Origin of the sequence: Streptosporangium amethystogenes (assembly GCF_000721075.1) — a bacterium.
In the GTDB taxonomy this organism is placed as follows: domain Bacteria; phylum Actinomycetota; class Actinomycetes; order Streptosporangiales; family Streptosporangiaceae; genus Streptosporangium; species Streptosporangium amethystogenes.
Genome location: NZ_JOEQ01000001.1, coordinates 131904 through 154329 on the forward strand (window position 1 = coordinate 131904; position 22426 = coordinate 154329).

Annotated in this window: 19 protein-coding genes; 13 read left to right on the forward strand and 6 right to left on the reverse strand. The window is 70.2% G+C overall.

Annotated elements, in window-relative coordinates:
* Positions 1-66: 66 nt before the first annotated feature.
* Positions 67-222: a hypothetical protein gene (locus tag IG98_RS51795; RefSeq protein ID WP_169750046.1), complete on the forward strand. Its 156-nt coding sequence runs from the start codon at positions 67-69 to the stop codon at positions 220-222.
* On the opposite strand, the gene IG98_RS0100640 is transcribed toward IG98_RS51795, so the two are convergent.
* The 4 genes from IG98_RS0100640 to hutI all read right to left on the reverse strand — a co-directional run bounded on the left by IG98_RS0100640 (position 219) and on the right by hutI (position 5925).
* The gene (locus IG98_RS0100640) at positions 219-2693 is read right to left on the reverse strand and encodes a ComEC/Rec2 family competence protein (RefSeq protein ID WP_084195052.1); all 2475 of its coding nucleotides are present in this window, start codon (positions 2691-2693) and stop codon (positions 219-221) included. The two genes, IG98_RS51795 and IG98_RS0100640, sit on opposite strands and share 4 nt — an antisense overlap.
* 26 nt (positions 2694-2719) lie before the next feature.
* Positions 2720-3697, reverse strand: coding sequence for a ComEA family DNA-binding protein (locus IG98_RS46470; RefSeq protein ID WP_051751298.1), 978 nt, complete (start codon positions 3695-3697; stop codon positions 2720-2722).
* Positions 3698-3806: 109 nt separating this feature from the next.
* A complete protein-coding gene (locus IG98_RS0100650) occupies positions 3807-4658 on the reverse strand; it encodes a DegV family protein (RefSeq protein WP_030904020.1) in 852 nt (283 codons plus the stop codon).
* Positions 4659-4716: 58 nt separating this feature from the next.
* Positions 4717-5925: an imidazolonepropionase gene (gene hutI, locus IG98_RS0100655; protein ID WP_030904022.1), complete on the reverse strand. Its 1209-nt coding sequence runs from the start codon at positions 5923-5925 to the stop codon at positions 4717-4719.
* 746 nt (positions 5926-6671) lie between these two features.
* Here hutI and IG98_RS0100660 point away from each other — a divergent pair.
* From IG98_RS0100660 to IG98_RS0100685, 6 genes are read left to right on the forward strand one after another with little or no spacing between them, the layout of a single operon-like run.
* A complete protein-coding gene (locus IG98_RS0100660; RefSeq protein WP_030904024.1) occupies positions 6672-7535 on the forward strand; it encodes an STAS domain-containing protein in 864 nt (287 codons plus the stop codon).
* Positions 7535-7912, forward strand: a complete 378-nt coding sequence (locus IG98_RS0100665; RefSeq protein ID WP_211263853.1) for an STAS domain-containing protein — start codon at positions 7535-7537, stop codon at positions 7910-7912. Before IG98_RS0100660 ends, IG98_RS0100665 begins: the two co-directional genes overlap by 1 nt.
* Complete coding sequence (locus IG98_RS0100670; protein WP_030904027.1) at positions 7909-8310, forward strand: anti-sigma regulatory factor; 402 nt, start codon at positions 7909-7911, stop codon at positions 8308-8310. The genes IG98_RS0100665 and IG98_RS0100670 overlap by 4 nt, the downstream gene beginning before the upstream one ends.
* Positions 8298-9308, forward strand: a complete 1011-nt coding sequence (locus IG98_RS0100675) for an ATP-binding protein (RefSeq protein WP_030904029.1) — start codon at positions 8298-8300, stop codon at positions 9306-9308. Before IG98_RS0100670 ends, IG98_RS0100675 begins: the two co-directional genes overlap by 13 nt.
* A complete protein-coding gene (locus IG98_RS0100680; protein ID WP_030904032.1) occupies positions 9305-10987 on the forward strand; it encodes an ATP-binding response regulator in 1683 nt (560 codons plus the stop codon). Before IG98_RS0100675 ends, IG98_RS0100680 begins: the two co-directional genes overlap by 4 nt.
* Positions 10980-12557 carry a fused response regulator/phosphatase gene (locus IG98_RS0100685; RefSeq protein ID WP_030904034.1) on the forward strand — a complete coding sequence of 526 codons (1578 nt, stop codon included), beginning with the start codon at positions 10980-10982 and terminating at the stop codon, positions 12555-12557. The genes IG98_RS0100680 and IG98_RS0100685 overlap by 8 nt, the downstream gene beginning before the upstream one ends.
* A 52-nt stretch (positions 12558-12609) precedes the next feature.
* Here the strand turns inward: IG98_RS0100685 and hflX are convergent, their stop codons facing one another.
* On the reverse strand, positions 12610-13995 hold the full coding sequence (gene hflX / locus IG98_RS0100690) for a GTPase HflX (protein WP_051751301.1): 1386 nt from the start codon (positions 13993-13995) through the stop codon (positions 12610-12612).
* A gap of 209 nt (positions 13996-14204) precedes the next feature.
* Positions 14205-14894 (reverse strand): DUF4097 family beta strand repeat-containing protein, encoded by a 690-nt coding sequence (locus IG98_RS0100695; protein ID WP_030904038.1) that lies wholly within the window; start codon positions 14892-14894, stop codon positions 14205-14207.
* Between the two features lie 232 nt (positions 14895-15126).
* Between IG98_RS0100695 and aceB the strand changes: the two genes are divergently transcribed.
* The 6 genes from aceB to IG98_RS0100725 all read left to right on the forward strand — a co-directional run bounded on the left by aceB (position 15127) and on the right by IG98_RS0100725 (position 22308).
* Positions 15127-16713 (forward strand): malate synthase A, encoded by a 1587-nt coding sequence (gene aceB, locus IG98_RS0100700; RefSeq protein WP_030904040.1) that lies wholly within the window; start codon positions 15127-15129, stop codon positions 16711-16713.
* Between the two features lie 109 nt (positions 16714-16822).
* Positions 16823-17437 (forward strand): DUF1016 N-terminal domain-containing protein, encoded by a 615-nt coding sequence (locus IG98_RS0100705; RefSeq protein WP_051751303.1) that lies wholly within the window; start codon positions 16823-16825, stop codon positions 17435-17437.
* Positions 17438-17531: 94 nt separating this feature from the next.
* Entirely contained in the window at positions 17532-18989 is a 1458-nt protein-coding gene (locus tag IG98_RS0100710) for an FAD-binding oxidoreductase (RefSeq protein ID WP_030904045.1), read from the forward strand.
* Positions 18989-20227, forward strand: a complete 1239-nt coding sequence (locus IG98_RS0100715) for an FAD-binding oxidoreductase (protein WP_030904047.1) — start codon at positions 18989-18991, stop codon at positions 20225-20227. The genes IG98_RS0100710 and IG98_RS0100715 overlap by 1 nt, the downstream gene beginning before the upstream one ends.
* Before the next feature lies 1 nt (position 20228).
* The gene (locus tag IG98_RS0100720) at positions 20229-21476 is read left to right on the forward strand and encodes a (Fe-S)-binding protein (protein ID WP_030904049.1); all 1248 of its coding nucleotides are present in this window, start codon (positions 20229-20231) and stop codon (positions 21474-21476) included.
* A gap of 61 nt (positions 21477-21537) precedes the next feature.
* Positions 21538-22308, forward strand: coding sequence for an IclR family transcriptional regulator (locus IG98_RS0100725; RefSeq protein ID WP_037969090.1), 771 nt, complete (start codon positions 21538-21540; stop codon positions 22306-22308).
* The last annotated feature ends 118 nt before the right edge of the window (positions 22309-22426 follow it).

The following is a 22426-nucleotide window of genomic DNA, read 5'->3' on the forward strand; positions in this document are numbered from 1 at the left end:
AAGTCGTTCGCAATTGGAATGCAGGTGCGCTGAAGCACCCTGGGAACATCACAGGAGGTGAAAACCATGACGAACTCCATCATTCGCCGCCACGCCTGCCCGCGCTGCGGAACATCCCTCGACGAGGGCCCGATCATGTACCGCTGCGCGCGCTGCAGCCGGTCGGTCTACGCCGCCGACGTGGACACCGAGTTCCGCCGCCCGGCCAAGGTCACGTCCTAGTCCCGTACCGGAGCCCCTCCGGCCGGAGCGCTCCTCTGGGGGATGACGGACAGGGCTCCCCCACTGTCCACCACGGCGAGGTCCCCCGACAGGTCCGTCCGGTGGACGCGCACACCGAGCCGGTACAGCGTGGCCAGGGTCGACGGGGCGGGATGACCGTAGTCGTTGTCCGCCCCCACACTGATGAGGGCGGCACGAGCACCGACGGCGGCGAAGAAGGCCGGGTCGTACCTGCCGGATCCGTGATGCGGAACCTTGAGGATCTCGGCGGGCGGCAGGCCCCTGCGGAGCAGCTCCGCCTGGGCCTCGGTCTCGATGTCACCGCTGAGCAGAGCCGACCCCGCGGCCCAGCGAACATGCACCACGACGCTGGCGTTGTTGACGGCCGCTCCCTTCCCCGCGCCGGCCAGGGACACCTCGGCCACCGGGCCGACGACCGTCAGCTCGGAGGGCCCGAACCGCCAGCTCGCCCCCGGACTCGCCGCCCACTCGACCACATGGCGGCGGGCGAGATCCTCGCTCAGCCTCGCCCCCTCGTGCTCCGCGGCATCGTCTCCGGTGCCGCGCGGGGTCACCAGCACCGCTCCCACCACACGCCCGCGGAAGACGCCGTCGAGCCCTCCCACATGGTCGAGGTGCGGATGGGTGAGGATGACCAGCGGCACCTCCCCGATTCCCATGGAACGCAGGCAGCGGTCCACCCGGACGGGATCGGGCCCCGTGTCCACCACCACGGCTCGCCCGGGCCCTGCCGCGACCAGCAACGCGTCTCCCTGGCCGACATCGCAGGCCACCAGCAACCATCCGCGAGGCGGCCGGCGAGTCACGATCGGCGCGGCCACCGTCACGGCGAGAACCAGGCCGGCGACGGCCGCCAGGGCGATCAGGCGCATTCCCCGGTGCCGCAGCACCAGCACGGCGAGCGGGACGGCAGCGGCCAGCAGGAGCAGCCCGGTGACACCGCCCGGCCACGGGAGCACGCCCAACGGGAGCCCAGCGGTGTGCCCGGCCACCTCGATGATCCATCCGGTGGCCAGACCCGCCGGCCGGACCAGCAGCTGAGCGAGCCCCATGTGCAGGGGGGCGACCAGCGCCACCACGAAGCCGAGCAGGGTGGCCGGAGCCACAGCCGGGCCCGCGAGCAGGTTGGCCGGGATCGCCACCGGTGCGAGCTGCCCGGACATCAGGACCAGGACCGGGGTGACGGCGGCCTGGGCCGCGGCGGCCACGGCGATCGCCTCCGCCGCCCATCGGGGCATTCGGGTCGAGAGCCGATCGCGCCAGCGCGGTGCGAGGACCAGGATGCCCGCGGTGGCGAAGACCGACAGGGCGAAGCCGTAGGAGCGGGCGAGGTCGGGGACAAAGAAGATCAGCCCCAGAACCGTCGCCGACAGAGCAGCGACGCCGTCGCGCGAGCGGCCCGTACCGAGTGCCACGGCGGCGACCCCGCCCATCAGGAGAGCCCTGAGCACGCTGGGCGAGGGCCGGGCGACGACCGAGAAGGCGACCATGGCCGAGATCGCCAGCACCGCCCGCGCTGCGAGCGGCAAACCGGCCATCCTGGCCATCGCGACCGCCGCACCGGCCACGACGGCGAGGTTCGCACCGGAGACGGCGAGCAGGTGGCTGAGGCCGGCCGCCTTGAAGTCGGCTCTGACCTGGTCGTCCATCCGGGTCACGTCACCGACCACCAGGCCGGGCAGCAGCCCGCGCTGCGCCGGCGGCAACACCTCGGCCGCCTTCCTCAGCCCCGATCTGAGCACTCCGGCCGCGCGTTGCTCCCAGGAGGGTCCGCTCAGGACTCGCGGCGCCCCTCTGACCAGCACCACCGCCGCGAGCAGCTCACCGGGGTCCGCCGGGCCGAAGCGCCCGCTGACCTCGACCCGCTGGCTGGGCAGCAGCGAGCGCCACTCCGCGCCGGAGACGAAAAGCAGCACCGGAGCCCGCAGCGTCACCCTGTCCGCTCCCGTCCCGACCGCCTCGACCCGGGCGGGCACCACGAAGCTCTCCCGTCGGAACAGCCCGCCACGCCGGGCCACCTCCCGGGGGTCGTCGGTCACCACCGCTTCCGCCACCGCCGAGGCGTGCCTTCCGGCCAGCTCGGCGACCGGTCCCGTACCGGCCGCGTGCACCCGGAAGGCCACCGACCCGGCCACCGCGGCCGCGCACCCCAGAACCGCGATCACCGCGTTACGCCAGCCCGCCGTCCTCCCCGCCCGGACCAGAACAGCCACGGCCAGGGCAGCGGCGGCCGTGAGAGCGGCCACCACGGCACCCGTCGCCGCCGGACAGCCCAGCAGGACGAGAGCGGTCACCCACGATGCCGCCGCGGGCAGGAGCAGATGCGCGGCATGCGCGCCCCACCCCTTTCCGGGACTCCCGAAACCACCGGCCTTCCCGGGAGCACCGGAACCATCAGGGCCCTCGGTGTCCCCGGCGCACTCGACCCCGACGACCGGGCCGGCTCGCATCGCGACCGCCCTCCCCGACCGGCGGATCACACCCGGACCCTGTCGCGCATCTCGGCGTACTTACGGTCACCTATGCCGCTCACGTCTCGGAGCTGCTCAACGGCGCGGAAGCCGCCATGGGCGGCGCGGTACTCGATGATGCGCCGGGCGAGCACCTCGCCCACGCCCGGTAGCCGCTCAAGCTGCTCGGCCGTGGCCGTGTTGAGGTCGACGACGGCGGTGGCCGGGTCCGCCGGATCCACCGGGGCGGGTGCCGTCGCGACGGCGGTGCCGGTCGAGCCGACGACGATCTGCTCGCCGTCGACGAGCTTGCGCGCGAGGTTGAGAGAACCCGTGGCGGCCGCCCCGCGAACGCCCCCGGCCGCCTGGACCGCGTCGGCGACCCGGGAACCTCCGGGCAACGTGATCACCCCGGGGCGACGGACCTTGCCGGTCACGTGAACTGTCAGCTCGGTGGCCGGCCCGGGCCGGGCCCGTGCGGCATTGACAGGCTCCGACAGCGGAGCCCCGGAGATCGGTGCCGGTGGGGCCAGCGGCTCGGGCTCGGGCTGGGACCTCCAGGCATACACGCCGCCGGCGACGGCGGCCGTCAGGGCGACGAGCAGCAGGAGGCGCAGCCCCGGCCTGCCCGGACCGAGAGTCTGTCCCTGTGCGGCCACGACCCTGCGCAGTGCCTCGAAGGCCGGGGGAGGCGGCATGGAACGCATACGCGCGGCGGGACCGTCGAGGGAGGCGACATCCTGCGGCCGGCCCTGCCCACCGGACCACGCATCCCCCACCGAACAGGGCAGACCGGCCTCGGCCTCCCCGTGAGAGAGCGGATCTCCCGAATCGGCAGGGCCTACCGGCCGGAACGGCGAGAACCGACCGTAGGGCAGCGGCAGGGCAAGCAGGTCGGCCGACCTGCGGGGGAGGGGCACGGCGGTCGGTGATCCGCGCCCTGTCAGGATCCGCAGCCGCGACTCGGCTCGGAGCCGCTCGATGTTCTGGCCTGTGGTCCGCACCCGCAGGACGCTACGGGGGCGACACCGGGAACATCCTCACCGAACACCGTTCTGTGGATATCCGGCCGACCGTACGGCCGGGTTGTGGACGGCGCCCCGCCCGCAGGGGTCAGGAGGACGGGAAGGAGACGGTGATACCGAGCATCCCGGGGCCGACGTGGGCGCCGATGACCGAACCGACCTCGACGACTGTGACCTCGACGAGTGCGGGGATGCGCCGGGGCAGGCGCGCCGCCAGTGCCTCGGCACGGGCCCCGGCGCCGAGATGCTGGACGGCGACCTCCACCGGGGCGGTGCCCGCGGCCTCGACCGCGAGATCCTCAAGACGGGCGATGGCCCGGCTCGCCGTACGGACCTTCTCCAGGGGGACGATCGCGCCGTCACGGATGTGCAGGATCGGTTTGATCATCAATGCCGAGCCGAGGAGGGTCGCCGCCGCACCGATCCGGCCTCCCTTGCGCAGGTACTCCAGCGTGTCGACATAGAAGAAGCTGCGGGTCGACTCCGCGCGGCTGCGGGCGGCATCCGCCACCTCCGTCCGGGTCGCGCCCGCCGCGGCGGCACCCGCGGCGGTGAGGACGGGGAATCCCAGGCCCATGGCGATGGACCTGCTGTCGATGACGTCGACCGGAACCGGTGAATCCTCGGCTCCCGCGCGGGCGGCCTCGACCGTGCCGGACATCTCCGCCGACAGATGGATGGAGACGATGCCGGTCGCGCCCCGGGCCGCCGCCTGGTCGTAGGCGTCCGCGAAACGCCGCGGGGCGGGCCTGGAGGTCGTCACCGGAGCCCGCCCCCCGAACACGTCGTCCATGCCCGCGTCGTCGAGTCGAGCCATGTCGTCGAGCGACCTGCCTCCCAGGACCACCTGGAGCGGTACCACGATGATCCCCAGGCGGGAGACCTGCTCTCGCGGAAGGTAGGCGGTGGAGTCGGTGACGACGGCGACCGATGGCGACATGTCCAGAGGTTACTCGGAGAAGATCAGACGAAGAAGGCCAAAGGCACGGACATCGGACCTACTGGACGGGGGTGCCTCCACGCCAGACCCGGCGAGGCTTGAGGCCGAAGGCCCAGGCGAAGGCGCCCTCGTGGTCGGCGTCCCACTGGACGATGTCGGCCAGGCGGCCCGGGGCGAGAACACCACGGTCGGAAGCCCCGAGGACCGTGGCACCGCCGAGGGTGGCGGCGCGAAGGGCGTCGCCGACGCTCATGCCGAAGGCCGCCACCGCGAGGCTGATGACCAGTGACATCGAGGTGATGCCGCAGTGGCCCGGGTTGTGATCGCTGCCGAGGGCCACGGTGACCCCCTGGGCGAGCATCCGGCGGACGGGAGGCAGGCTGCCACGCTGAAGGGCGGTTCCCGGGCAGACCACGGCGGGGACTCCGTAACGGGCCAGGATCGCGATGTCCTCGTCGGTGGTGTGGTGGAGCAGGTCGGCGGAGGCGCAGCCGAGTTCGGCGGCGAGCTGGACGGCGCCCCGGCGGGTGTACGCGCCGGCGTGCACGCGGGGCTGCAGACCGACGTTGCGCCCGGAGGCCAGGACCCAGCGGGCCTCCTCCGCGGTGAAGTGCCCCTCGTCGCAGTAGACGTCGACGCTGTCTGCCCCCGCCGCCGCCGCGTCGGCGCACCAGGAGCCCACGGCCTCGACGTAGTCGCGCTGGCGGCCGAAGTATTCGGGCGGGACGACGTGCGCGGCCATGAAGGTCACGTGCACCCGCGGCATCATCGGCTCCTTCTCCAGCTCGCGCAGGAGCCGCACGTCGGCGAGTTCGCCGTCGCGGGTGAGGTGGTAGCCGGTTTTGGCCTCGATGGTGGTGGTGCCGCTGAGCAGCCACTCTCGGAGTCGCTCACGGACACCGTTGCAGAGCGTCCAGGGATCGGTGCCCCGGGTGACCGTCACGGTGGAACCGATGCCGCCGCCCGCCGCGGTGATCGCGGAGGGGGTGGAACCACCGGAGCGCATCGCCATCTCGGCGTAGCGGTTGCCCGCGTAGACCGGATGGGTGTGCGCGTCGATCAGACCTGGGGTGACCAGCGCGCCGCCCAGGTTCTCCACGTGGTCGACGTCGACGATGTCGTCGACGACGCCGGGCACGCTCTGCGGCAGATCCGCGGCTCGGCCGACCCAGGCGATCCTGTCGTTGTGAACAAGGATCGCCGCGTTGCTGAACACATCGTTTCCGGTCCAGAGCCGGCCGATGTTGGTCAGAAGGCGGACCGTCATCGCATCACCGCCTTGTGTTCAGGGGAAGACGCTTGGAGGAGGACCACACCCGGACGGGACGAGTCGCCCCTGACACTGCCGGGCACCGTGCCCTTCAAGCCCGCTGTGACTCCGGACGGCATCGGGGGTCTCCTGCTCTCATCCGCGTATCTGTTGTGCGGCGACAGTATCGCCAAGATCATGATCGGGCGATTTCAGTTCAGTTACGTTATTTCACAAGTCGGCCCGCTGTACAGGCTAATTGGGAAGAACGCCGCCTCGCCGCGACCGCACCTCGCCCGCCGACTCGGCGGTCACGCGTGACGTTGAACACCTTTCCACAGCTCAGACTACTTCTTCATCGTCCGTAACAGTAGTCACCAGAGCAACTTGCGTCATAACATCTCGCTAGATTTGCCTTATGGTAGCAATCTAAACCCCGGCCGACCACTGCGGCTTTCGCGGCTTTTGTACGTTTTCCCGGCCACAGTGCACCTCAGAGAGCCGTCCAGCGCAAGCCCCATCATTGAAACGCGATTCGCGATCAACCTAGGCTGGTAATCGGGAGGATCGGGTCATGGTCCTTGACCGCCTCCACCCTGACGGCAGGCCGTCGCGTCCCTCTGAGGGGGGCGCCCGGGGGCGACGGCTCGACATCCCGGCTCCTGGCCGCAAGCCACCCACCAAGTCCGGAAAAGGCCATGGGCAAGACACTCCGGGTAGCCTTTCCTGCGAGTTGTCCCCAGGTCACACATGTAGGAGTTGTCTTGTCCGTCCACACGGACGCCGGCCGGCGTCGCATCGAAGAACTTCTTCAGGAGCACGAAGGCCGTGTCCTCAAGCGCTGGCTTGAGATCGCCGTCTCCTCCACCAGCAACCAGGTGGATCGCGGAGGGCTGGCCGACCAGCTGCGCGAGCTCTACCAGTCGCTGCGTCAGTCGTTCGGCAGCTCCGGCGACCTCAGCGACCTGCGCGGCCTCCTCGCTGAACTCTCCCGCGACCGCGCCCGCCAGGGGTTCACCCCGACCGAGACCGCGGTCGTGGTGTTCGGCCTGAAGGAGGCGCTCTACGAGACCGTCGAGGAGGACGGCTCCCCCGATGCCCTGCGAGGTTTCATCTGGTTCTCCCGGGTAATCGACGACCTCGGGCTCTTCACCGTGGAGAGCTACGCGACGGCCAGGGAGAAGATCATTATCGACCAGGCGGAGCAGTTGCTGGAGCTGTCCACCCCGGTGGTCAAGCTCTGGGACGGCATCGTCGCGGTGCCGCTGGTCGGCACGCTCGACTCGGCCAGGACCCAGGTCGTCATGGAGAAGCTACTGCAGACGCTCGTCGACACCGGCTCCGAGCACGCGGTCATCGACATCACCGGGGTGCCGGCCGTGGACACCGAGGTCGCGCAGCACCTGCTCAAGACCGTGGTGGCGGCCCGGCTGATGGGCGCCGAGTGCGTGATCTCCGGCATCCGCCCGCAGATCGCCCACACCATCGTCACCCTCGGCATCGAGTTCGGCGACATCGTGACCAAGGCCACGCTCGCCGACGCGCTGGCCCACACGTTGCGGGCGAGCGGCGTCAGGGTCGTCAAGGGCGGGGAGTCCCGCATCGCCGTACGGACGGTGGAGGCCTGATGGAACGCGTGCCAATCCTCAAACTCGGCGACATCCTGATCGTCTCCATCCAGATCGACCTGCAGGACATGAGCGTGCTCGCCCTCCAGGAGGACCTCTCCGAGAGGGTGGTCGCGACCGGCGCACGAGGGGTGATCATCGACATCACCGCCGTGGAGATCGTCGACTCCTTCATCGGCCGGATGCTGGCCACCATCGCGGCGATCTCCCGCATGCTCGACGCCGAGACGATCGTCGTCGGCATGCGCCCGGCGGTGGCGATCACCCTCGTCGAACTCGGCCTCTCCCTCGGTGGCGTGCGCACAGCGCTCAATCTCGAGAAGGGTGTCGCCCTGCTGAACCAGATCGAAAACCAGACCCCTACGGCCACCTGGTGACGACCGCAGAGGAGTTGCCCATCAACGTCAACGGCGACGTCGTGCTGGTCCGCCAGCGCGTCAGGACCGTGGCCGTGAACGTGGGCCTGTCCCTGGTCGACCAGACCAAGGTGGTGACCGCGGCCAGCGAGCTAGCCCGCAACGCCCTGGTCTACGCGGGAGGAGGACAGGTGCGGGTCGAGGTCGTGCACAACGGGGTACGGCAGGGGCTACGAATGACCTTCAGCGACAACGGGCCCGGCATCCCGGACATCGAGCAGGCGCTGACCGACGGGTGGACCACCGGCAACGGCCTCGGCCTCGGCCTCAGCGGCTCCCGCCGTCTGGTCGACGAATTCGCCCTGGAGTCGACTCCCGGTGAGGGCACACTGATCACGGTGACGAAATGGGCGCGCTGATCCGCTCGCAGCACGACGTCTGGGTTCGCGCCGAGGACGCCAGCGCGATCGGTGCGCTCCGCCGTACCGCCGTGGCACTCGCCGAGATCCGGGGATTCAGCGAGGAGGACACCGGACGGGTCGCCGTGGCGGTGAGCGAGGCCGCGTCGAACCTGGTGAAGCATGCGATCGAGGGGGTCATGCTGATCCGGCCGCATCCCGAACTGGACTCGGCGATCGAGATTCTCGCGATCGACCGGGGGCCAGGGATGCACGACGTCTCCCGCGCCCTGCGCGACGGCTACTCCACGGCGGGCACGCTCGGCATCGGGCTGGGGGGCATCGCCCGGATGGCCAGCGGATACGAGGTTCACTCCATGCCCGGCCGGGGAACGGTGCTCGGCATGTACTTCGTCGCCCAGGACGCCCCGCTGCCTCCGTCCCAGGTGAGCGGCCTGACGCGCCCGATCGGCGAGGAAACCGTCTGCGGCGACGCCTTCGTGGTCACCGAGACCGGTACCGCGAGGACCGTGATGCTCTGCGACGGCCTCGGCCACGGCCCCGCCGCCGCCCATGCCTCCCAGGAGGCGGTACGCCTGTTCCTGCGGCACGCGGACCTCGCACCGGTCACCGTCCTGGAGCGCATCCACGCCGGCCTGAGCCACACCAGGGGCGGCGCTGTCGCCGTGGCCCGTGTCGACGGTGCCGCGGGCACGGTGAGCTTCGCCGGCCTCGGTAACATCTCCGCGTGGATCGCCCACAGCGACAGCCGTCAGGGGATGATCTCGGTGCCGGGCATCGCCGGCCACAAGGCCAGGACCCTGCGCCAGTACGAGTACACCGTGCCCCGGCACAGTGTCGTCCTGCTCCACTCCGACGGGCTGTCCGAGCGCTGGGACATCACCTCCTACCCCGGGCTCGTCACGCGCCTCCCCTCCGTCGTCGCCGGCACGTTGCTGCGTGAGGCCGGTACCCGCAGGGACGACGCCTGCGTGGTCGCCATCAGGCCGGGCGTATGACCGGGAACGAGCTGATCAGGGTCGGCGTCCAGGGTGACCAGGACGTCTTCGCCATGCGCAGGATCGGCCGCGAGGTGGCGGAGAGCGTCGGGCTGGAAACCCAGGACCAGATCCGGGTGGCCACCGCGCTGAGCGAGATCGGCAGGGAGCTCATCGAGGCCGAGATCGAGACCTTTGTCACCTTCCGGCTGGAGCGAGACGCCCTGCTCATCACCGTTGACTTCTCGGCGAAGACCGGTTTCAGCCCGTCGGACGGCGTGACGCTGGCGGGGCGTCTCGTCGACCTTATCGAGGTCGATCCCGCCGAGGGAAGAATAAGCATGGTCAAACGGCTCCCGCAGGGCCACAAGCCGAGACGCTCGGCAGAGGCGATACGCGCCGTACTCGCCACCTCGACGCCCACCACCGCCCTCGACGAGCTGCGCCTGCAGAACCGCGAGCTCGCCGAGACCCTGGAGGAGGTCCTGCAGCTCAACACCGAGTTGCAGGAGACCAACCAGGGAGTGCTGGCGCTCTACAACCAGCTCTCCGAGGAACTGGAGGAGACCAACCGCGGCGTCGTGGCGCTCTACGCCGAGCTGGACGAGAAGTCCGCGCAGCTCCGGGCGGCGAGCGACGCGAAGAACAGGTTCTGGGCCACGGTCAGCCACGAGCTGCGCACCCCGCTCAACTCGATCATCGGCCTGGTCCGTCTCCTGGTGGGTCCCGGCGGGGAACCCCTGGCCGCCGAGCAGCTCCACCAGGTGAACCTCATCGGCTCCTCGGCGAAGACGCTTCTGGCGCTGGTGAGCGAGCTACTCGACATGGCGAAGGCCGAGGCCGGTCGGCTCGACCCCCAGCCCTCCATGGTCGACCTGGTGGCGCTGGCGGAACGGCTGCGCCTGACGCTCCACCCCACCAGCGGCAACGACGAGGTGACGCTCACGGTGGATATCCCGCAGACACCGCTGGAGATGATGGTGGACGAGGTGATGCTCACCAGGATCCTGCGAAACCTGCTCTCCAACGGGCTGAAGTTCACCGAGCGGGGCGAGGTCAGGCTGGAGGTGAGCATCGACGCCGCCACCCACGACCTGGTCTTCACCGTGACCGACACGGGGATAGGCGTGCCCGAGGAGCACCTGGAACGCGTCTTCGAGGAGTTCTTCCAGGTGCCGGGGAGGATCCAGGCACGGACCAAGGGCACCGGGCTCGGCCTGCCGTACGCCCGCAGGCTGGCCGAGGCCCTGGGGGGCGGACTGCAGCTGGCCAGCACGGTGGGATCCGGAACCACGGCCACCCTGAGGCTGCCCTACCGGAACGACGAGGCCCCGATGGTCGGCCGGTTGCTCGTCGTGGACGACGACGTGGAGTTCCGCGCCATGGTACGGCGGATGCTCACCGGTTTCGCCGCGCACATCGACGAGGCCTCCGACGGGCTGGGTGCGCTGGAGATGATGGCGAAGAACCCGCCCGACCTCGCACTGGTGGACCTGCTGATGCCCCGTCTCGACGGCACCGCGCTGATGTTGCGGATGTCCGACGACGAGCGGCTGCGTGGGATACCGGTGATCATCGTGACCGTCGCCACGTCGCGGCAGGCCCCGGAGGGAGCACACATGGTGATCTCCAAGCAGGGGCTCCGCCGTGACCTCCTGCTGGAGGCGATCGAAAGCGCTCTGGGACACGCCCATGGGTAGCAGCGGAGCGACGGTACTGGTCGTGGACGACACCCCGACCAAGCTGTACATCCTGTCGAGCTGGCTGCGCCGCTCGGGACACCAGGTCGTGCAGGCCACCGGCGGCCTGGAGGCGCTCACCAAGGTCAGGGAGCTGCAGCCGGACCTGGTCGTCCTCGACGTACGACTGCCCGACATCAGCGGCTACGAGGTCTGCGAGCAGATCAAGGCCGACGCGGCGACATCCTCGATACCGGTCATCCAGATCTCCGGAGCGGCGATCACCCCGGCCGACCGTGCCCATGGGCTCGAACGCGGAGCCGATGCCTACCTGGCCGAACCGGTCGAGCCCGACGAGTTCGCCGCGACGGTCGAGGCCACGCTGCGCTACTACCGCGCCCGGCAGCGCGCCGAACTGATGGCCCGGCGGCTGGCCGCTCTCACCAAGGTCACGCTCTCGATGAACTCCGCCGAGACCTTCGACGAGCTCCTCAGCACGGCCGTCGAGGGGGCCTCCCGAATTCTGGAACGGCAGGCGGGCACGCTCGCGCTGCCTCCCGACGGCCGGGTCCGCAGATTCACCGCCATACCTCCGGAGAATGCCGCCGTCGCCAAGGCCGCGACTCAGGAAACGCTGACCAGGCTGAGTGCGATGTCCCTGGGCAATGCCGCGGGGACTCAGGCTTTCACGATCCCCCTCGCCGAGTGGACGGCCCTGGTGCCCGACACGAAGATCAGTGGCGATGTCTCAGCCGTGGTCTGCCGCACCAAGCTGGGCAGGCCCCCCGTCTACCTCGGGGTGGACGGGGTCCCGCCGCTCGACGCCGACGAGTCCAACGTGCTGCGCCAGCTCGGCCAGGCCCTCGCCCTCGCCCTGGACGCACTCCGGGCGTACGCCGAGGAGCACGCGATCGCCCTCACCCTGCAGCGCAGCCTGCTGCCGACGCGGATCCCCGAGGTCCCCGAGCTCACGATCAGCTGGCGATACCAGCCGGCGGTCGACAACATCGAGGTCGGCGGCGACTTCTACGAGGTCCTGCGGCTGGGCCACCGGGTGCTCATCGCCATCGGCGACGTCCAGGGACACTCGCTGCTGGCCGCCACCGTCATGGCGGAGCTGCGCCACGCACTGCGCGCCTCCGTCATCGGCACCTCGGACCTCAGCACGTCGATGGCCCTGCTCAACGATGTGCTGCGGCGTTACCACCCCGGTATGACCGCCACCGTCTGCCTGCTCCTGCTCGACCCGGCGACCGGGGAGATGGAGGTCGCCAACGCGGGACACATCCCGCCCCTTCTCATCTCCGACGGCCAGGCCCGCTACCACCAGCTGGGCAATCTCCTGCTGGGCGTGGCCGAGGAGAGCTACCGGGTCGACCGGGTGAACGTGCCGGAGGGAAGCTCGGTGCTGATGTTCACCGACGGACTCATCGAGGACCGCGACAAGCTGCTCGACGAGAGCCTGGAGGTCGTACGGCACCTGGCCGAGGACGTGGAGGAGGAGCTGGAGGCCTTCTGCGACCGGCTGATCGAGAGGTTCGGCGCCAGAGAGGACGACGTGGCGCTGGTCATGTTCCGCCGCGAGCGCTGAGGGAAGGCGCCGCCGTACCGCCCTCAGGAGGACGGTACGGCGAAGGAATCGATCAGACGGTCTCGACCGGCTTGGCGGTCTTCTCCAGCTCGGCGAAGAGGCCGGGTAGAACCCTGGCGTGCAGCACCGTGCCGTCCTCGGTGTGCTCGATGCCGAGAACCTCACCCTCTCCGTGCGCCCTGGAGATCAGGTCCCCGCGCTCGTACGGCACGAGAAGCCTGACCTCCTGGTCGAACCGGGGCAGTTCCCGTTCGATCACGGCCTTCAGCTCGTCGATCCCGGCGCCCGTGCGGGCCGAGACCACGACCGTGTGCTTCTCCCGCGCGGTCAGCTGGGCCAGCACCACCGGGTCGGCGGCGTCGGCCTTGTTGATGACCACGATCTCCGGGATGTCGCGGACGCCCTCGATATCGGCGAACACCTCACGTACCGCGGCCAGTTGCGACTCGGGGTCAGGGTGCGAGCCGTCGACCACGTGCAGGATCAGATCGGCATCGCCGACCTCCTCAAGCGTGGAGCGGAACGCCTCGACGAGCTGGTGCGGCAGGTGCCGGACGAACCCGACCGTGTCGGCCAGCGTGAACAGGCGGCCGTCGGGCGTGTGCGCCCTGCGGACCGTCGGGTCGAGCGTGGCGAACAGGGCGTCCTCCACCAGCACTCCGGCGCCGGTCAGCCGGTTCAGCAGCGAGGACTTGCCCGCGTTGGTGTATCCGGCGATGGCCACGGCGGGGACCTCGCGCTGCAGGCGTCGGGCCCGCTTGGTCTCGCGGGCGGTGGTCATCCCGCCGATCTGGCGGCGCAGCTTGGCCATCCGCTCGCGGATCCGGCGGCGGTCCAGCTCGATCTTGGTCTCACCGGGACCGCGACCGCCCATGCCGACGCCGCCCGCGGCGCGCCCGCCGACCTGGCGGGACAGGTTGCCACCCCAGCCACGCAGGCGCGGCAGGAGGTAGTTGAGCTGCGCGAGCTCGACCTGAGCCTTGCCCTCGCGGCTCTTGGCGTGCTGGGCGAAGATGTCGAGGATCAGCATGGTCCGGTCGATGACCTTGACCTTGACCGTCTCCTCAAGCTGGCGAAGCTGGCCGGGGCTCAGCTCACCGTCGCACACCACGGTGTCGGCACCGGTGGCGGAGACGATGTCGGCAAGCTCCTGCGCCTTGCCCGAACCGATGTAGGTCGCCGTGTCGGGCTTCTGACGGCGCTGGATCAGCCCCTCCAGCACCTGTGAACCCGCGGTCTCGGCGAGGAGCTTGAGCTCCAGGAGGGAGTTTTCGGCGTCGATCGCCGTACCGGAGGTCCAAACACCGACCAGGACGACCCGCTCAAGTCGCAGCTGGCGGTATTCGACCTCGGTGACGTCTTCCAGCTCCGTGGAGAGGCCCGCCACCCGGCGCAGTGCCTGGCGCTCGGCCAGGTCCATCTCGCCGGTGTCGAGCATGTCGTCGAATCGATCGATGTCCAGCGGCTCACGAGTGTCTATGTCGTCGCTCCATTCAGATGGTGGGTCCGTATACGTTCTTCTCATATGAGTGAACGCCCGAACACCCCGGGTCTCTTCCCCTCGATGGTGCCATGGGAACCGCTCCGTCATCACCTGGTTATCACCGCTCCGTCCGCCGACCGGCGCGGTGCCGGTCGATGCCGGGTTCAGGAGAGCAGGACCCGGGCGTCGCCGGATCCGGTCCTCAGCGTGATCTTGTGCGGCGCCGAGGGGTCCCTGACCACCTCCACGGTCTCGTCACCGGAGCCGGTCTCGGTGGTCACGTCGTAGCCGCCCTTGGGAAGGTAGGCGGCCACGTCGCCGGAACCGGCCTTGATCTCCACCTTGTCCGGCATGACCGTGAACCTCGCCTCGACCTCGCCGGAGCCGGTGTCCGCGGTGAACTGCTTGGAACCCAGGTTTCCCGCCTCGATGTCGCCGGAGCCGCTCTCGGCGTGCACTCCCCCGGTCAGCCCACGCAGCGTGACGGTGCCGGAACCGGTGTCGAGCTTGGCCGTCAGACCGGGCGGGATCTCGACCTTGTAGTCGACCGAGCAGCTCATCCCGTCGCAGCGGTGCCGCAGAGCGAGCGTGCCGCCGTCCACCGGGTGCTCGGTGACGGGCCTGTCGCCGCCACGCCAGTGGATGGTCTCGGTCACGTGGACGGCCTGCCGGTCCGACTCGGTGACCACGATGTCGCCCGAGCCCGTGGCGACGTCCAGGGCCGTCACCCTGCCGGTGACGTCGTAGGAGACGACATCCTGCTGCCGGTCACGGAAGTCCAGAGCGAACTCGCATCCCGAGAGCATGAAAACCGCCCCCAACAACCCGCCGGCGACGATCGCGTTCCTCTTCATGCGCTCAATCCTCGACTTTCCGAGAAGTCTCCGCTTCCCATTCGCGACGTGTCCGTCCTCTCCCTCTACCGGGAGGCGCTGATGCAACTGTCCCCCAGTACATCCCCCAGATCATCGGGGAATTCCCCGAGCGAGCCCTGAGGGGGACCCTGCCTTTGACCGAGAACCGGCCGTCAAGTAGCGTCTATTCCACAATTCAGAAACAGTTTTCCACGATACGGAAAGAGGGCTCATGGACGGTGTTGAGATCAGCGGCCCCAGCCAGGACCGCTTTGACGAGATCCTCACGCCGGAGGCACTGGCCTTCGTGGCCACCCTCCAGCGCGAGTTCAACGACCGGCGTCTGGAGCTGCTCCAGGCCCGCCAGGACCGGCAGGCGGAGCTGTCGGCGGGCGGCACCCTCGACTTCCTGCCCGAGACCAGGCACGTGCGCGAGTCCGAGTGGCACGTCGCCCCGCCCGCGCCCGGCCTGGAGGACCGCCGCGTGGAGATCACCGGTCCGGTCGACCGGAAGATGACGATCAACGCACTGAACTCCGGCGCCAAGGTCTGGCTGGCCGACTTCGAAGACGCCAACGCCCCCACCTGGGAAAACACCGTCAACGGCCAGCTCAACCTCCGCGACGCGCTGGACCGGACCATCGACTTCTCCGCCGGGGAGAAGAGCTACGCCCTCAAGCCCGACTCCGAGCTGGCCACCATCGTGGTCCGCCCCCGAGGATGGCACCTGGACGAGAAGCACCTCACCCTCGACGGGGCGCCGTTCTCCGCCTCCCTCGTCGACTTCGGGCTCTACTTCTTCCACTCGGCTCAGCGGCAGATCGCCAAGGGCAAGGGCCCGTACTTCTACCTGCCGAAGATGGAGTCACATCTGGAGGCCCGCCTCTGGAACGACGTCTTCGTCAGGGCCCAGGAACTGCTCGACATCGCCCAGGGCACGATCCGGGCGACGGTGCTCATCGAGACCTACCCGGCCGCGTTCGAGATGGAGGAGATCCTCTACGAGCTCCGCGACCACTCCGCCGGCCTCAACGCGGGCCGCTGGGACTACCTCTTCAGCGTGATCAAGAAGTTCCGCACCCGCGGCCGCGAGTTCCTGCTGCCGGAGCGGAACGCGGTGACGATGACCGCCCCGTTCATGCGCGCCTACACCGAACTCCTGGTCAGCACCTGCCACCGGCGCGGGGCCCACGCCATCGGCGGGATGGCCGCGTTCATCCCCTCCCGCCGCGATCCCGAGGTCAACAAGATCGCTCTGGAGAAGGTCACCGCCGACAAGACCCGCGAGTCCGGCGACGGCTTCGACGGTTCGTGGGTCGCCCACCCCGACCTGGTGCCGATCTGCCGCGACGTCTTCGACTCCGTCCTCGGGTCGCGGCCGAACCAGCTCGACCGCCTGCGCGAGGACGTCTCCGTCTCCGCCGCCGACCTGCTCGCGGTCGCCAGGACTCCCGGCGACATCACCGAGGCGGGGCTGCGCAACAACGTGGACGTGGCACTGCGCTACCTGGCCGCCTGGATGGGCGGGCTGGGCGCGGTCGCGATCCACAACCTGATGGAGGACGCGGCGACCGCCGAGATCTCCCGCTCCCAGATCTGGCAGTGGATCCACAACGACATCAAGCTCGCCGACACCGGCGCCGTGGTGACCAGGGAACTGGTCGAGCAGATCATCGACGAGGAGCTCGCCAAGATCAGGGAAGAGCCCGGATACGACGAGGCCCTTTACGACCAGGCGACCGCGCTGTTCAAGGAGGTCGCCCTGGACGACGACTTCGCGGAGTTCCTTACTCTCCCTGCCTATGCGCGTATGCCATGACATGACCGGCCCGACGGTGAGGAATCCTCATCCCTTGACGAGGATTCCTCACTCCAGGCGGTCACCGGCGGCGGATGCGGAGGCCGAGCCGAGTGGATACTTTGCGTGCATGAGTGATGACAGGAACGGCGGGGAGGCCGGTCGGGGCGACTACGGGTCGCTGCTCGACGCCGTCAAGCGCGAGATCACCGGCAGCCGGGGGCGGGTGGCCCTGCTCACCACCGACGCCGAGCTGATCCGGCAGTACTGGCGGATCGGCCGCCACATCCTCGAACGGCAGACGGACGACGACTGGGGCAGGAAGGCGGTGCCCCGGCTCTCGGTCGACCTGCGCGGCGCGTTCCCCGAGGCCATGGGCTACTCGCGGACCAACCTCCTCTACATGAGGGCATTCGCGGCGGCCTGGCCGGACTCCGTCCCGCAGACCGGGCGGCCGATCCCGTGGGGCCACCACATCGTCCTGCTGGACATGCTGGACAGCCGGGCGACGAGGGAGTTCTACGCGCGCAAGACCGCGGACGAGGGGTGGGCCAGGGGCGTCCTGATCACGATGATCAAAGGCCGGCTCCATCTCCGCATCCGCCGCTCCCCGCCAGGCCCCGCCCGAATCTCGCCGGTCCCCGACTGCCGGTCCGCCCATCGGGAGTTCGCCGGCCTGCTGGACGAGGGCCCCAGACACGGTAGGAACGCCGGTGCCCCCGCACTGAGCGAGAATGCAAGATGAGGGTTATGTCGTTAATCGGCCGATGTGGGCCGGTGGGCGGCAGCGACGGCGTCCCTGTCGTCGCCGGGCCCTCGGTCACATCGCAGGAGGAACGATGTCGGCGAAGACGCTGGACGAGCCGGCCCGCAGGTTCGAGGAACTCCTCGGCCCCGGGTCGGTGATCACCGACCCCGTGCGGCTGCGCACCTACGAGTGTGACGGGCTGACCCACCACCGAGCCACTCCCGGCGTCGTGGTGCTTCCGGAGAGCGCCGAGCAGATCGCGGCCGTGGTACGGATCTGCAACGAGTACGGCCTGCCGTTCGTGGCCAGGGGCGCCGGGACGGGCCTGTCCGGCGGGGCTCTGCCGAGGACCGACGGGGTGCTGGTGGTGACCTCGAAGATGCGGCGAATCCTCTCCGTCGACGTGCCGAACCGGCGGGCGACCGTGGAGCCGGGGGTCACCAATCTGGCGATCACCGAGGCCGTCCGCGACCTGGGCTACTACTACGCCCCCGACCCCTCCAGCCAGCAGGTCTGCACGATCGGCGGCAACGTGGCGGAGAACTCGGGCGGCGCGCACTGCCTGAAGTACGGCTTCACGGTCAACCACGTGGTCGGCCTGGAGATCGTCACCCCCGACGGTGACATCGTCGAACTCGCCGACGTCGATTCCGGCTACGACCTGCTGGGCACGTTCGTCGGCTCGGAGGGCACGCTCGGCATCGCGACCAAGGTCGTCGTACGGCTGAGCCGGCTTCCGGAGACCGTGACGACGCTGCTGGCGGCGTTCGAGGACATCGAACGGGGCGGGCGGGCGGTCTCGGCGATCATCGGCGGCGGCATCGTACCGGCCGCGATCGAGATGATGGACGCCCTGGCCGTCGAGGCGGCCGAGGCGGCCGTGGCGTGCGCCTACCCCGAGGGAGCCGGCGCGGTGCTCATCGTGGAGTTGGACGGCCCGGCCGAGGAGGTCGCGCACCAGTTCGGTGAGGTGACGCGGATCTGCCGGGAGAACGGCGCGTTCGAGATACGGGTCGCCGACGACCCGGTGGAGCGGGCGGCCATCTGGCGGGGCCGCAAGTCGGCGTTCGCCGCGGTGGGCCGGATCAGCCCCGCCTACATCGTCCAGGACGGCGTCGTGCCGCGGACCGCGCTGCCCGAGGTACTGGCGAGGATCGACGGGCTCTCCCGCGAGTACGGGATCAGGGTCGCGAACGTCTTCCACGCCGGTGACGGCAACCTGCACCCGCTGGTGCTGTTCGACGACGCGGAGCCGGGCGCGGGCGAGCGGGCGGAGATCGTCTCGGGAAGGATCCTCGACCTGTGCATCGAGCACGGCGGTTCCATCACCGGTGAGCACGGCGTCGGAGTGGACAAATCCCGATATATGCCAAAAATGTTTTCCGACGACGACCTCGACACCATGCAGTTGGTGCGCTGCGCCTTCGACCCCCGCGGCCTGTCGAACCCGGGCAAGATCTTCCCGACCCCGCGGCTGTGCGGCGAGGTCCCCGGGGTCCGCAAGGGTGTACACCCGCTGGTCGAGTCCGGACAGGCGGAGCACTTCTGATGGAGGCACTGCACGAGACGGGTGTGACGGTCCACCCGGCGACCCCCGACAGGACAGTGGGTGGGGTCCTCCCCCGCTGGGTGGCCCTGCCCGAGAGCACCGACGAGGTCGCCGCACTGATGCGTGTCTCGGCCGCGCACGACCTGGCCGTGGTCCCGGCGGGAGGCGGCACGAAGCTCGGCTGGGGAGATCCCCCCGAGCGGTGTGACCTGCTGATCGACACCCGCCGCCTGCTCCTCGGCAACGGATCGACGGTCGAGCACTCCGCCGGCGACCTCGTGGCGCGGGTCAGTGCCGGGCTTGCCCTCGACGTCCTCGACTCCACGCTCTCGCGGTTCGGGCAGGAACTGGCCCTGGACGGCGTCCCGCGCACCGGCACGGTCGGCGGCATGCTCGCCACCGCGGTCGCCGGCCCCCGCAGGTTCCGCTACGGTACCGCCCGCGACCTGCTGATCGGCATCACGGTCGTACTGGCCGACGGCACGATCGCCTCCTCGGGCGGCAACGTCGTCAAGAACGTCGCGGGCTACGACCTGGGCAAGCTCTTCACCGGTTCGTACGGCACGCTCGGCGTCATCACCGAGGCCGTCTTCCGCCTCCACCCGATCCCGGCCGACCGCCGCTGGATCACCGTGGAGCGGGTCTCCCAGGCCGGAGCCGGCCACGGAACGGCCGCGCTGGTCACCGAACTCGCGGCCGCTCTGGCCGAGCCGAGCGCGATCGAGCTGGACCGGCCGGATCCGCTGGGCGCGCCCACCCTGTCCGCGCTCGTCGAGGGGGTGGCGGCCGGCTCTCGGGCGGAGACCCTGCGCCGGCTCATGGACGGGTACGGGAGCGCGCTGATCACCGCGGAGGCGCCCGCCTGGTGGGCGGTACCGCCCGGTGCGGACGTACTGCTGGAGTTGCGGGTACCGCCCGCCGCCGCGCACCTGGCACTGCGGGCGGTCGCCGCGCGCGGGCTGCCCGCGCGGGTACGCGGCTCGGTGGCCTCGGCGGTCCTGCGGGTCGCCCTGCCCGCGGACGTCGGCGAGGCGGCCTTCGCCGGCTTCGTGACGGGCCTGCGCGACGACCTCCGCGAGCTCGGCGGCGGACTGACCGTGCTCACCGCGCCTCCCGAGATCGCCCGCCGGGTGGATCGCTGGGGCCCGTCGGGCGCGCTGCCGCTGATGCGGCGGATCAAGGAACGGTTCGACCCCGACCGGAGGATGTCTCCCGGCCGGTTCGCAGGAGGGATCTGACATGGACCCGAAGCTGATCGATGACTGTGTGCACTGCGGCTTCTGCCTGCCCTCATGCCCCACATACGTGCTGTGGGGCGAGGAGATGGACTCCCCGCGCGGCCGGATCCACCTGATGAAACAGCACGTCGAGGGCACACCGCTGACCCCTGAGATGGCCGGGCACTTCGACGCGTGCCTGGGCTGCATGGCGTGCGTGTCCGCCTGCCCGTCCGGGGTGAGATACGACCGCCTGATCGAGCAGACCCGCGCCGAGGTGGAGCAGGTGCACGTACGCAAGCCTGACGACCGGGCGCTGCGGGCGCTGGTCTTCCAGCTGTTCCCCTACCCCCGGCGACTACGGGCGATGCGGCTGCCGCTGCGGCTCAGTGCCGGATTGCGCCGCGCTATCGCCCCGAGGCTGGAGCGGATCAACCCGTCCCTGGCCGCGATGGCCGATCTCGCTCCCCCGGCCACCGCCAGGGAGGGGTTGCCGCGCATGCTCCCGGCGCGGGGGCCGCGCAGGGCGACGGTCGGGATGCTCACCGGTTGCGTGCAGGGCGAGTTCTTCCCGCAGGTGAACGCGGCCACGGCCCGGGTGCTCGCGATGGAGGGCTGCGACGTGGTGATCCCGCCGTCGCAGGGCTGCTGCGGGGCGTTGTCACTGCACTCGGGCCAGGAGAGGCAGGCCCTGCGGTTCGCGAAACGGACGATCTCCACCTTCGAGCGGGCGGGCGTCGACACGATCGTGGTCAACGCCGCCGGCTGCGGATCGACGATGAAGGACTACGCCGAGATCCTCGAAGCCGAGGGAGGCGAGTGGGCCGACAGGGCACGGGCGATCAGAGTCGTCGACCTGGCCGAGTATCTCGTCGCGCTCGGACCTGTGGCCGAACGGCACCCGTTGCCGCTCACCGTGGCCTACCACGACGCCTGCCACCTGGCCCACGCGCAGGGGATAAGGTCCGAGCCTCGCAGGCTCCTGGAAGGCGTGCCCGGCCTGGTGCTGAGGGAGATCGCCGAGTCGGCGATCTGCTGCGGCTCCGCAGGAACCTATAACCTGTTCCAGCCCCAGGCCGCCAGGGATCTCGGTGACCGTAAGGCGGAGCGGGTGCTGGCCACCGGCGCCGACCTGCTGGTCTCGGCCAACCCCGGCTGCACCATGCAGATCGCCTCGGCGATCCGCCGCCGGGGGGAGGCGCCCATCCCCGTGGCGCACACCGCCCAGGTCCTCGACGCCTCGCTGCGCGGGCTCACGGAGGTGCCGTGAACGAGCCGTCCGGCGGCCACCGGGCAGGGAGAAATCCGGGGTCGCCCGGCGAGGAGGTCACATGAGCGCTGTGCAGTCGGTCGACCGGGCACTGGACGTGCTGGAGGCGCTGGCCGAGCAGGGCGGGGAGGCGGGGCTCTCCGAGATCGCGGCCAGCACCGGCCTGCCCTACGGGACGATCCACCGGCTGCTGCGCACCCTGCTCGCGCGGGGCTACGTGCGCCAGGAGTCCGACCGCCGCTACGCCCTGGGCGGCGCGCTGGTACGGCTCGGCGGGGTGGCCGAGCGCATGGTCGGCGTATGGGCGCAGCCCCACCTGACGAAGATGGTCGAGTTGTGGGGCGAGACGGCCAATCTGGCGGTGCTGGAGGGGGACTTCGTGGTCTACGTCGCCCAGGCGCTCTCGCCGCGGCGGCTGCGGATGTTCGCCGAGGTCGGCAAGCGGGTGCTGCCGCACAGCACGGCGGTGGGAAAGGTGCTGATGGCCGACCGTCCGGACACCGAGGTGGCGTCGCTGGTCAAGCGCACCGGCATGCCCCGGCGGACCGCCAACACGATCACCGACCTGCAGGGGATGCTCACCGAGCTTGAGCGGGTACGCGAGCACGGGTACGCGATGGACCTGGGCGAGGAGGAGATCGGCGTGCACTGCCTGGCGGTGGGCGTACACGACGGGGCGCGGACCGTCGCCGCGCTGTCGGTCTCCGGGCCCGCCGAGCGGATCTCCGCGCTCGATCGGCGGGACCTCACCGAGGGGATGCGCAGGATCGCGCGCGACTTCGGCGCCGAACTGGGCCCGGCCACGCCCACCCGGGCGGACGGCACGGTGTGAGCCGCTCGTCCCCACGAGCGGGTATGGCGGGAGGCGACCGCTGCCGGATCCACCGGCGACTCGACACCCGGTGGAGGCAGGACTCTTCGCGAGGCGGGAGGCTCTGCGACTCGGTCGA

What these genes read in the sequence shown, in the direction of transcription:
- IG98_RS51795 (WP_169750046.1), top strand. Translation starts at nt 67, where the DNA reads ATGACGAACTCCATCATTCGCCGCCACGCCTGCCCGCGCTGCGGAACA.
- IG98_RS0100640 (WP_084195052.1), bottom strand. Translation starts at nt 2,693, where the DNA reads ATGCGAGCCGGCCCGGTCGTCGGGGTCGAGTGCGCCGGGGACACCGAG.
- IG98_RS0100650 (WP_030904020.1), bottom strand. Translation starts at nt 4,658, where the DNA reads ATGTCGCCATCGGTCGCCGTCGTCACCGACTCCACCGCCTACCTTCCG.
- hutI (WP_030904022.1), bottom strand. Translation starts at nt 5,925, where the DNA reads ATGACGGTCCGCCTTCTGACCAACATCGGCCGGCTCTGGACCGGAAAC.
- IG98_RS0100665 (WP_211263853.1), top strand. Translation starts at nt 7,535, where the DNA reads ATGGAACGCGTGCCAATCCTCAAACTCGGCGACATCCTGATCGTCTCC.
- IG98_RS0100675 (WP_030904029.1), top strand. Translation starts at nt 8,298, where the DNA reads ATGGGCGCGCTGATCCGCTCGCAGCACGACGTCTGGGTTCGCGCCGAG.
- IG98_RS0100680 (WP_030904032.1), top strand. Translation starts at nt 9,305, where the DNA reads ATGACCGGGAACGAGCTGATCAGGGTCGGCGTCCAGGGTGACCAGGAC.
- IG98_RS0100685 (WP_030904034.1), top strand. Translation starts at nt 10,980, where the DNA reads ATGGGTAGCAGCGGAGCGACGGTACTGGTCGTGGACGACACCCCGACC.
- hflX (WP_051751301.1), bottom strand. Translation starts at nt 13,995, where the DNA reads ATGCTCGACACCGGCGAGATGGACCTGGCCGAGCGCCAGGCACTGCGC.
- IG98_RS0100695 (WP_030904038.1), bottom strand. Translation starts at nt 14,894, where the DNA reads ATGAAGAGGAACGCGATCGTCGCCGGCGGGTTGTTGGGGGCGGTTTTC.
- aceB (WP_030904040.1), top strand. Translation starts at nt 15,127, where the DNA reads ATGGACGGTGTTGAGATCAGCGGCCCCAGCCAGGACCGCTTTGACGAG.
- IG98_RS0100705 (WP_051751303.1), top strand. Translation starts at nt 16,823, where the DNA reads ATGAGTGATGACAGGAACGGCGGGGAGGCCGGTCGGGGCGACTACGGG.
- IG98_RS0100710 (WP_030904045.1), top strand. Translation starts at nt 17,532, where the DNA reads ATGTCGGCGAAGACGCTGGACGAGCCGGCCCGCAGGTTCGAGGAACTC.
- IG98_RS0100715 (WP_030904047.1), top strand. Translation starts at nt 18,989, where the DNA reads ATGGAGGCACTGCACGAGACGGGTGTGACGGTCCACCCGGCGACCCCC.
- IG98_RS0100720 (WP_030904049.1), top strand. Translation starts at nt 20,229, where the DNA reads ATGGACCCGAAGCTGATCGATGACTGTGTGCACTGCGGCTTCTGCCTG.
- IG98_RS0100725 (WP_037969090.1), top strand. Translation starts at nt 21,538, where the DNA reads ATGAGCGCTGTGCAGTCGGTCGACCGGGCACTGGACGTGCTGGAGGCG.